The 9,237-nt window shown below is 67.5% G+C and carries 12 protein-coding genes; 9 read left to right on the forward strand and 3 right to left on the reverse strand.

All coding sequences use genetic code 11. The annotated features are described in order from the left end of the window. Positions 1-73 precede the first annotated feature (73 nt). From pqqA to folK, 9 genes are all read left to right on the forward strand, one after another. Positions 74-163, forward strand: coding sequence for a pyrroloquinoline quinone precursor peptide PqqA (gene pqqA / locus MFF13_RS07350; RefSeq protein WP_055889187.1), 90 nt, complete (start codon positions 74-76; stop codon positions 161-163). 45 nt (positions 164-208) lie between these two features. Then, positions 209-1,108, forward strand: a complete 900-nt coding sequence (pqqB, locus tag MFF13_RS07355) for a pyrroloquinoline quinone biosynthesis protein PqqB (protein WP_147830935.1) — start codon at positions 209-211, stop codon at positions 1,106-1,108. Positions 1,109-1,260: 152 nt separating this feature from the next. Further along, complete coding sequence (pqqC, locus tag MFF13_RS07360) at positions 1,261-2,340, forward strand: pyrroloquinoline-quinone synthase PqqC (protein WP_147830933.1); 1,080 nt, start codon at positions 1,261-1,263, stop codon at positions 2,338-2,340. After that, a complete protein-coding gene (gene pqqE / locus MFF13_RS07365) occupies positions 2,337-3,482 on the forward strand; it encodes a pyrroloquinoline quinone biosynthesis protein PqqE (RefSeq protein WP_147762005.1) in 1,146 nt (381 codons plus the stop codon). Before pqqC ends, pqqE begins: the two co-directional genes overlap by 4 nt. 11 nt (positions 3,483-3,493) lie before the next feature. Next, entirely contained in the window at positions 3,494-4,213 is a 720-nt protein-coding gene (locus MFF13_RS07370) for a hypothetical protein (RefSeq protein ID WP_147830960.1), read from the forward strand. After that, positions 4,194-4,559 carry a hypothetical protein gene (locus MFF13_RS07375; RefSeq protein ID WP_147830931.1) on the forward strand — a complete coding sequence of 122 codons (366 nt, stop codon included), beginning with the start codon at positions 4,194-4,196 and terminating at the stop codon, positions 4,557-4,559. Before MFF13_RS07370 ends, MFF13_RS07375 begins: the two co-directional genes overlap by 20 nt. A gap of 213 nt (positions 4,560-4,772) precedes the next feature. Next, a complete protein-coding gene (folP, locus tag MFF13_RS07380) occupies positions 4,773-5,552 on the forward strand; it encodes a dihydropteroate synthase (RefSeq protein WP_187273731.1) in 780 nt (259 codons plus the stop codon). Next, positions 5,549-5,923 carry a dihydroneopterin aldolase gene (gene folB, locus MFF13_RS07385; protein WP_147830927.1) on the forward strand — a complete coding sequence of 125 codons (375 nt, stop codon included), beginning with the start codon at positions 5,549-5,551 and terminating at the stop codon, positions 5,921-5,923. Before folP ends, folB begins: the two co-directional genes overlap by 4 nt. Continuing rightward, complete coding sequence (gene folK / locus MFF13_RS07390; protein ID WP_147830925.1) at positions 5,920-6,393, forward strand: 2-amino-4-hydroxy-6-hydroxymethyldihydropteridine diphosphokinase; 474 nt, start codon at positions 5,920-5,922, stop codon at positions 6,391-6,393. Before folB ends, folK begins: the two co-directional genes overlap by 4 nt. A gap of 91 nt (positions 6,394-6,484) precedes the next feature. Here folK and xoxJ read toward each other — a convergent pair whose 3' ends face one another. From xoxJ to MFF13_RS07405, 3 genes are all read right to left on the reverse strand, one after another. Further along, positions 6,485-7,339: a rare earth element methanol dehydrogenase accessory protein XoxJ gene (gene xoxJ / locus MFF13_RS07395; protein WP_238271653.1), complete on the reverse strand. Its 855-nt coding sequence runs from the start codon at positions 7,337-7,339 to the stop codon at positions 6,485-6,487. Beyond that, a complete protein-coding gene (locus MFF13_RS07400) occupies positions 7,339-7,926 on the reverse strand; it encodes a c-type cytochrome, methanol metabolism-related (protein ID WP_238271657.1) in 588 nt (195 codons plus the stop codon). The genes xoxJ and MFF13_RS07400 overlap by 1 nt, the downstream gene beginning before the upstream one ends. Positions 7,927-8,090: 164 nt before the next feature. After that, positions 8,091-9,237 (reverse strand): PQQ-binding-like beta-propeller repeat protein (locus MFF13_RS07405; protein WP_373322494.1); only part of this gene is annotated, 1,147 nt, incomplete at its 5' end.

Raw genomic sequence — 9,237 nt, forward strand, 5'->3', positions numbered from 1 at the left:
CCATCAGTGTCTTAGGGTATCCTTAAGTTTACCTTTTCGGCACCGGATGCTCGCAATCAGACGGAGAAACACCATGACCTGGGCTGCCCCGATCGTTTCCGAAATCTGCGTCGGCATGGAAGTCACGAGCTACGAGTCCGCCGAGATCGACACCTTCAACTGAGGTGTCGCGCCGAGCTGAGGATTGTTGGCTGCATCGGACCATTCCATGCGCGTCGTAATCCTCGGCTCGGCTGCTGGCGGCGGCCTTCCCCAGTGGAATTGCCGCTGCCCGAACTGCCACCTCGCGAGAACCGAGCCGAACCGCGTCAGGCCGCGGACCCAGTCGAGCATCGCGGTGTCTGCGGACGGCACGGATTGGCTCCTGGTGAACGCCTCGCCGGACATCCGGCAGCAATTCTTCGACAACCCGGTGATGCATCCGCGGGAAGGACTTCGGCATTCGCCGATCCGCGCCGTGCTGCTCACCAACGGCGACGTCGATCACGTCGCCGGCCTGCTGACGCTCCGCGAAGGCCAACCCTACACCCTCTACGGCACCGGCAGCATCCTCGATTCGGTCGCTGACAACCGCGTCTTCGACGTGATGGCCGAGGGCGTCGTTGTGCGCGAGGCGATCACCCTGGGCATGCGCTTCGAGCCGCTCCCCGGCTTGGCCGTCACACTGTTCGCGGTGCCCGGCAAGGTGCCGCTCTGGCTGGAGGATGCCAGCATGGAGCTCGGCGCCGAATCCGAGACCACGGTCGGCGCGATGATCGAGGCCGACGGACGGCGGCTCGCCTACATCCCCGGCTGCGCCCGCGTGACCGAGGACCTGAAGGCGCGGATTGCGGGCGTCGACGCGCTGCTCTTCGACGGCACGGTACTCCACGACGACGACATGATCCGCGCCGGTGTCGGCACCAAGACCGGCTGGCGCATGGGGCACGTGCCGATGCGGGGCGACGCGGGCTCGATCGCCGGCCTCAAGGATGTCGCGATCGGGTCGCGCGTCTTCGTGCATATCAACAACACCAATCCCGTCCTCGTCGAAGGTTCGCCCGAGCGCGAGGCGGTCGAGGCCGAGGGTTGGACGATCGCCCATGACGGGCTCACCTTGAGCCTCTGACGGCGACGACCGGGCGCGGTTGGCATTTGCCGGTGCCGCGACCTATCTCATGACGAGACGTGCGCGATTCGATTGCGCCGAGACGCCGCCGCCAGACGCGGCGCACGACGAGACGACCAGGAAACGCCTCCGAACGGACGCTTGGTGACGCCATGAACGCAGTGTTCCCGACCCCCCAATCCGAGACTTCCGAGCGGCTGCTGAGCCCCGAGGAACTGGAGGCGGCGCTGCGCGACATCGGCGCCCGGCGCTACCACAACCTGCATCCGTTTCACCGCCTGCTGCACGACGGCAAGCTGAGCAAGGACCAGGTCCGGGCCTGGGCGTTGAACCGCTACTATTACCAGGCGATGATCCCGGTGAAGGACGCCGCGGTGCTGGCGCGGATGACCGACGCCTCGCTCCGCCGCGTCTGGCGCCAGCGCATCGTCGACCACGACGGCGACGCGCCTGGCGACGGCGGCATCGAACGCTGGCTGAAGCTCGCTGAGGGCGTCGGCTTCCGCCGGGACTACGTCGAGTCCACCGACGGCATCCTGTCGGCCACCAAGTTCTCGGTCGAGGCCTACGTCCACTTCGTTTCCGAGCGCTCGCTGCTCGAAGCCATCGCGTCGTCGCTGACCGAGATGTTCTCGCCGAACATCATCTCCGAGCGCGTTTCGGGCATGCTGAAGAACTACGACTTCATCACCAAGGAGACGCTGGCCTATTTCGAGAAGCGCATGACGCAGGCGCCCCGCGACGCCGACTTCGCCCTCGACTACGTCAAGCGCCACGCCACCACCCCCGCGTTGCAGCGCCAGGCGATGGCGGCGTTGACCTTCAAGTGCAACGTGCTGTGGACGCAGCTCGACGCGCTGTACTTCGCCTACGTCGCCCCCGGGATGATTCCGCCGGACGCCTGGACGCCCGGCACCGGTCTCGTCGCCGAGACGCAGACCCAGGCGCCGGGGACCGGCCGGCTCTCGGCCGCCGACGTCCCGCGCCTGCCGCGCGGCGTGCGGATGCGCTTCGACCAGACCCGTGACAAGCACGTTCTGCTCGCCCCCGAGCGCACCTTCGACCTCGACGACAACGCCGTCGCGGTCCTCAACCTCATCGACGGCCAGACCAGCGTCGCAGCGATCGCCGACCGGCTTGGCCAGACCTACGCCGCCGACCCGCGCGTCATCGAGGTCGACGTGCTGGCCATGCTGAACGACCTCGCCGCGAAGAGGGTCTTGGAGCGATGAACGCGATCACCCCGAACGCGGCGGCGATCCCGGCCCCGGTCGGGCTGCTCGCCGAGCTGACGCATCGCTGCCCGCTGCGTTGCCCATATTGCTCGAACCCGCTCGACCTCGATCGACGCTCGCGCGAGCTCGACACCGCGACGTGGCAGCGCGTGCTGACAGAGGCCGCGGCCCTCGGCGTTCTGCACGTCCACCTGTCCGGCGGCGAGCCGACCGCGCGCAACGACATCGTCGAAATCACCGAGACCTGCGCCAAGCTCGGGCTCTATTCGAACCTCATCACCTCCGGCGTCGGCGGTGCGCTGGGCAAGCTCCAGGCGCTCTACGACGTCGGCCTCGATCACGTGCAGCTCTCGGTGCAGGGCGTGGACGCGGCCAACGCCGAGAAGATCGGTGGCCTGAAGAACGCGCAGCCGCAGAAGATGGAGTTCGCCGCCAAGGTGACCGAGCTCGGACTGCCGTTGACGCTGAACTCGGTGATCCACCGCGGCAACATCCACGAGGTCGAGGGCTTCATCGATCTCGCCGTGAAGCTCGGCGCCAAGCGGCTCGAGGTGGCCCACACCCAGTATTACGGCTGGGCCTACGTGAACCGCGCGGCGCTGATGCCGGATAAGGCTCAGGTCGATCAGTCGATCCGCATCGTGGAGGCGGCGCGCGAGCGGCTGAAGGGCCAGCTCGTCATCGACCTCGTCGTGCCAGACTACTACGCGAAGTACCCGAAGGCCTGCGCCGGCGGCTGGGGCCGCAAGCTCATCAACGTGACGCCGCAGGGCAAGGTGCTGCCGTGCCATGCGGCCGAGACGATCAGCCACCTCGAGTTTTGGCACGTGACCGAGCATTCCCTCGGCGACATCTGGGCGAACTCGCCGGCCTTCACTGCCTATCGCGGCACAGACTGGATGCAGGAGCCCTGCCGCTCCTGCGACCGGCGCGAGAAGGATTGGGGCGGTTGCCGCTGTCAGGCGCTGGCGCTGGCTGGCGATGCGGCGGCGACCGACCCGGCCTGCTCGCTCTCGCCGCTACATGCCAAGGTGCGGGCGCTGGCCGTCGAGGAGGCGGCGGAGACCCCGCCCGACTACACCTACCGGACGATCGGGGCCAACATCCCGGCGCCCAACAAGGAGGACGCCCTCTCGTGAAGTGTTTCGTCATCGCCGCAACCCTGCTCGCCGTCGCTCCGGCGCTGGCCGTCGAGGCGGCGCCCCCTGCCCCCGCCGCATCGCCCGTTGCCCCTGCCGCAGCGCCCGAGAAGGCGAACGCGAGCGCGATCCCGAGCGCGGCCGACCTGCTGTTCGAGCAGCCCCAGCTCAAGAACGCTGCCGCCGGCACCACCCTCACCTACGACTACCTGCGCCGCTCCGGCATCGCGAAGGGGCCGTTCGGGCCGCCCCTCGACGACACGATCAAGCTCACCCTCGAGCCCGGCAAGGGCGGGGACGGCCGCAACATCGGCGTCGAGATGTTCTCGGGTACGAACCGGTTCCCGGCCGGCCCGTTCGAGGACATGCCCGGCAATCCGGTGATCCCGCTGTTCCTTGAGAACCACCTGACCAACCTCGCCCGGGTGCTGCAGGCCAACCCGCGCTACCTCAAGCTCGCAATCCGCAAGGGGCTGCGCGACGGCGCCACCGTCACGCCGATCAAGGTCGATTACAAGGGCCGCACGGTCGACGCCTGGCAAGTGGTGACCAAGCCCTTCGCCGGCGACGCGCTCGCCCAGCGCATGCGCGGCATGGACAACATGACCTACACCTTCGTCACCTCGCCCGAGGTGCCCGGCGAGATCATCTCGATCGAGGCGCAATCGAAGAATACCGAGGGCGGCGAACTCTTGGAGGAGCGGCTGAGCTATGATCAGAAAGCTGGTTGAGGGCTTCGCCCTGTCCGGGGTCGCGCTGGCGATGCTGGCGATCCCCGTCGCCGCGGCAGAGGCCGAGAACGACTATCCGACCGACGCCCGCGTCGACTACGTGTTCGGGTGCATGGCCGCCAACGGCCAGACCCGCGAGGCGATGCAGCGCTGCACCTGCTCGGTCGATCAGCTCGCCGCGATCCTCTCCTACGACAAGTACGTGCAGGCGAGCACGGTGCTGTCGATGCGCCAGGGCGTTGGCGCCCGCTCGAACGAGTTCAAGTCGACGAAGGTGTTCGACGACAAGGTCGCCGACCTCCGCCGCGCCCAGGCCGAGGCCGAGATCCGCTGCTACCGCGGCTGAGACGGCGCCGTCCGCCACGAACGTTCGAAAGGCCGCTCCGCTCCGGGCGGCCTTTTTCGTACGCGACGGGCGCCGTTGCTTCGCTTCGAAAAACCGGCCACATCGACCCCGCGGGAGCGGCCCGCGCAGACCCTTGAGAAGCGACGCCCCTTGAGCCATCGACCCGCCGCCCTCGCCGACCTGCTGCCGGATCTCGGCCGGCGGACCCTCGTGATGGGCATCCTCAACGTCACGCCCGATTCGTTCTCGGATGGCGGCCGCTTCGTCGACGAGGAGGCCGCGTGCCGGCAAGCCGACGCGCTTGCTGCCGAGGGTGCCGCGCTGGTCGACATCGGTGGCGAGTCGACTCGTCCCGGACACGTCCCGGTGCCGGCCGACGAGGAGCAGGCACGCGTCCTGCCCGCGATCCGGGCGTTGGCGAACCGACTCTCCGTGCCGATCTCGATCGACACCTACAAGGCGTCCACGGCCGAGTGCGCGCTCGCAGCCGGTGCCCGCCTCGTCAACGACGTCTGGGGCCTGCAGCGCGAGCCCGACATCGCCCACGTCGCCGCCGACCACGGCGCGCCGGTGATGATCATGCACAACCGCGAGACGATCGATCCCGGCCTCGACATCGTCGCCGACATGCTGCGCTTCTTCGAGGTCTCGCTCGGCATCGCCCGCCGCGCCGGCATCCCCGACGGCGACATCGTGCTCGATCCGGGCATCGGTTTCGGCAAGAGCTGGGAGCAGCATCTGGAAGCGCTGCGGCGCCTGCCCGAGATCCGCGCGCTCGGCTTCCCCGTCCTCGTCGGCGTCTCGCGAAAGTCGCTGCTCGGGCGGCTGCACGATCGCGAGACCGCGCCGGCCGACCGGCTCCACGGCTCGCTCGCGGCGCATGCCTTGGCGGCCACGCTGGGGGCCGACATCGTCCGGGTCCACGACGTGGCTGCCCATGTCGACGCGATGCGCGTGGTCGACGCGGTGCTGCGCCCGGGAGACCGTCGATGAGCGACCGCATCCTCGTCGAGCGCATCGCAGTCTTCGCCCACCACGGCGTCCTGCCGGAGGAGACGCGCCTTGGCCAGCGCTTCTACCTGTCGCTCGACGTCGGCCTCGATCTCGGACCCGCCGGGCGCTCCGACGACGTGACGCGAACCGTGAGCTACGCCGACCTCACGGCGATCGCGGTCGCGATCGCAACCGAGCGGCGCTTCGACCTGATCGAAGCCCTGGCCGAAGCCATCGCCGCCGAGATCCTGGAACGCTTTACCGCTATCGACACGATCACCGTGCGGATCGACAAGCCGAGCGCACCGGTGCCGGCGGTCCTCGACGGAGTGGCGGTGGTGATCACCCGCCGGCAAGAGGCGCGGGCATGACACGCGCCTATCTCGGCCTCGGCAGCAACATCGGCGACAAGGCTGCACACTTGGCTGCAGCCGTGGAGGGGCTCGCCGGGGTGCCTGGCCTCCGGGTCGTCGCGCGGTCGGCCGACTACCGGACCCCGCCCTGGGGCGAGACCGATCAGGACTGGTTCCTGAACGGTGCGCTCGCGATCGAGACCGACCTAGACCCCCATGCCCTGCTCGATGCCTGCCTCGGCGTCGAGCGCGACCTCGGCCGCATTCGTGAGCGCCGTTGGGGACCGCGGGTGATCGATATCGACGTGCTGCACTATGCCGGGGCTGCGGTCTCGGACGAACGCCTCGTCCTGCCGCACCGCTACGTCCGCGAGCGCGCCTTCGTGCTTGTGCCGCTGGCCGAGATCGCCCCCGATCTCGTCATCGGCGGTGAGACGGTCTCGGAGGCGCTGGCCAAGCTCGACCGAAGCGGCATCCAGCGGAACTGACGCTGGCGCGAAACGACGAAGGGCCGGGCTTTCGCCCGATCCTTCGTCGTTTCGCGCCCGTTTGGTAACGAACTACGCGTCGGCCCTCTTCTCAGTGCTCTTCGGGCGCGAGAAGCTTCTTCTCTTCTTCGTCCAGTAGGGGCACGTCGAAGTCGCGAAGCACCTTTTCGATGTCGGCCCGGCGCTTGCGCAGGATCGTGTTCAGCGAGCGCTTCCAGTCGTTCTCGCCGATCCGCACGGCCATCGCGATGCGGTAGCTCATCGGTGGCCGGTCGGGCTCCTTCAGGAGCGGGATCACGTCCATCGCCGTGCCGCTCTGCTTGGCCAGCCACCCGGCGGACGGCCCCCACAGTACGGCGGCGTCGATCTGTCCGGCCGCGAGGTCGGAGACGATCTCGGCGCCCACTGTCTGGTTCTTGCGTGACGGATCGAGCTGGTAGGGCGCGTAGGCCTTCATGGTCGAGATCAGGCCAAGATCGCCCATCCGGTTCACAGGCGGCGTCCCGGCGATCACGCCGATGCGCTTGCCCTTGAGCTTGGGATCGTCGAGCCCGGACACCCCGGCGAGGTCGCCCTTCTTGACGAGGAGCGTGTAGGACGAACGGTAGTACGGGTTGGTGTTCTGCACGCCCTCGCTACCGAGGGCCGACCCCACGATCAGGTCGCACAGGCCGGTGCCGAGGGTGTTACGGACGAAACCGGGACCCTGCGTCAGCCAGTAATAGCGGACCTTGACCTTGAGCTCGTCGGCGATGATGCCCGCGATGCGGTTTTCGAAGCCGTCTTCCTTGCGTTCGGAGAATGGCATGTTGCCTGGATCGCCGCAGACGCGAAGGACGTCTGCGGTGACGAGGTCGGGGAGATGCTGCGCATCAGCCACCCGCGCGCCTGCCAGGAACGGCAGGAGCGCGAGCGACATGGCGGCATGGGTGCGTGCGCGGCGCATCAGCCGCCCATGCACTCCTTCTCGGCCTTCTTGGCGGCCTCGGGCTTGTCTTCCTTGTCGCCCGGGCGGACGCGGCCCATGGCGCCGGAGGCGCGGGCCTTCAGGTAGACGTAGAGGTCGTCCGAGTAGCACATGACGTTCTTGTTGTCGCCGAAAGCCGGCATGACCTTCTGGTCCGAAGAGCTCACGTCCTGCTTGCCGCCGGCGAGGATGCCGATGAACTCCTCGTAGGAGAGGTGCTTGAGGGAGTCCTTCAGAGCCGGCGCATAGGTCGAGCCCATGCCGTCCGGGCCGTGGCAGACGTGGCACTCGGCATGATAGCGGCGGTACCCGGAGTAGGTGTACCAGTCGAACTTCTTGCCGGCATCGGTGATGTGAAAGGTCGGGTGACCTTCGGCGTCGAAGTACTTGCCCTCTTCGACCTTCACTGCGGCGTCCTTCTTCAGGAGCTTGTCGTCGGGCTCGGCCGACTTGTCGGCGGTGTTCAGCGAGTTGGCGAGGGCGGGATCGGCGGGCTTGGCATCCTCAGCATGTACGGCGACCATCGAAATGGACGCTAGGGCGAGGGCGGCCAGGAACGGCCGCATGACGGATTTGCTGAGGTAATGCAACGCTGTAATCTCCCTGAGACCTGAAGGTCATGCCGCTCTCAGGCGGCCTTTCGCGGCCTTCTTGAAGGGCATTCTAATCATAAGAATGCCGGCGCGGAAACCCGCGCCGGCACTCATTTCAAGCCGTTTCGTGCGACCGATTAGTTCGGCAGGGCGAAGACGGTGAGCTGGCCACCGAGGTTGGTGTAGCTCGAGAGGGCGGCGTAACCACCCACCGCGCCGAGGCCGGCGTTCGGGTCGGTCAGGCCGGCCGCGAGGCCGATGCCGGCCCAGCCACCGACACCCGACAGGATGCCGACGTACTGCTTGCCCTTGTGCTGGTAGGTCATCACGTTGCCAATGATACCCGACGGGGTCTTGAACTTGTACAGTTCCTTACCCGTCTTGGAGTCGACGGCCTTCAGGTAGCCTTCGAGCGTGCCGTAGAAGACCACGTCGCCGGCGGTGGCGAGCGCCCCCGACCAGACCGAGAACTGCTCGGGGTTCGACCACTTGATCTTACCCTCGACGCCGTCCCAGGCGATGAAGTTGCCCATGCCGCCATGGCTGTTCGGCGCGGGGTACATCGACAGGGTCGCACCGACGTAGGGCTGGCCCGGGGTGTAGGTCACCCGGAACGGCTCGTAGTCCATGCAGACGTGGTTGGTCGGCACGTAAAACAGGTTGGTCTTCGGCGAGAACGCAGCAGGCTGCTGGTCCTTGGTGCCGAGGGCCGCCGGGCAGATACCCTTGGAGTTGGTATCTTCACCGTTCTGCTCGGTGGAGTACTTCGACAGGACCAGCGGGCGCCCGTAGGTCTTGGAACCCTTGTCCATGTCGACTTTGGAGGCCCAGTTGACGACCGGGTCGAACTTCTCGGCGACGAGGAGTTCGCCGGTGGCGCGGTTCAGGGTGTAGCCGAAGCCGTTGCGGTCGAAGTGGGTCAGCAGCGGGGTGTCCTTACCGCCGACCTTCTGGTCGGTGAGGATCATCTCGTTGATGCCGTCGTAGTCCCACTCGTCGTGCGGGGTCATCTGGTAGACCCACTTGGCCACGCCCGTGTCCGGGTTACGCGCCCACACCGTCATCGACCAGCGGTTGTCGCCCGGACGCTGCTTGGGGTTCCAGGTCGAGGGGTTGCCCGAGCCGTAGTACATCAGGTCGAGCTTCGGGTCGTAGGAGAACCAGCCCCAGGTGCAGCCGCCGCCGGTCTTCCACTGGTCGCCTTCCCAGGTCTTGGTCGAGCTATCCTTGCCGACCGGCTTTCCGAGGTAGGTGGTCTTCTCCGGGTCGACCAGCATCTGGTCG

The organism is Methylobacterium cerastii (assembly GCF_022179125.1).
In the GTDB taxonomy this organism is placed as follows: Bacteria; Pseudomonadota; Alphaproteobacteria; order Rhizobiales; family Beijerinckiaceae; genus Methylobacterium; species Methylobacterium cerastii.

Bases quoted from the DNA above. Each gene is read 5' to 3' on its own strand.
- pqqC (WP_147830933.1), top strand. From the start codon at position 1,261: ATGAACGCAGTGTTCCCGACCCCCCAATCCGAGACTTCCGAGCGGCTG.
- folP (WP_187273731.1), top strand. From the start codon at position 4,773: ATGGGCATCCTCAACGTCACGCCCGATTCGTTCTCGGATGGCGGCCGC.
- MFF13_RS07375 (WP_147830931.1), top strand. From the start codon at position 4,194: ATGATCAGAAAGCTGGTTGAGGGCTTCGCCCTGTCCGGGGTCGCGCTG.
- pqqA (WP_055889187.1), top strand. From the start codon at position 74: ATGACCTGGGCTGCCCCGATCGTTTCCGAAATCTGCGTCGGCATGGAA.
- folK (WP_147830925.1), top strand. From the start codon at position 5,920: ATGACACGCGCCTATCTCGGCCTCGGCAGCAACATCGGCGACAAGGCT.
- folB (WP_147830927.1), top strand. From the start codon at position 5,549: ATGAGCGACCGCATCCTCGTCGAGCGCATCGCAGTCTTCGCCCACCAC.
- pqqB (WP_147830935.1), top strand. From the start codon at position 209: ATGCGCGTCGTAATCCTCGGCTCGGCTGCTGGCGGCGGCCTTCCCCAG.
- xoxJ (WP_238271653.1), bottom strand. From the start codon at position 7,339: ATGCGCCGCGCACGCACCCATGCCGCCATGTCGCTCGCGCTCCTGCCG.
- pqqE (WP_147762005.1), top strand. From the start codon at position 2,337: ATGAACGCGATCACCCCGAACGCGGCGGCGATCCCGGCCCCGGTCGGG.
- MFF13_RS07400 (WP_238271657.1), bottom strand. From the start codon at position 7,926: ATGCGGCCGTTCCTGGCCGCCCTCGCCCTAGCGTCCATTTCGATGGTC.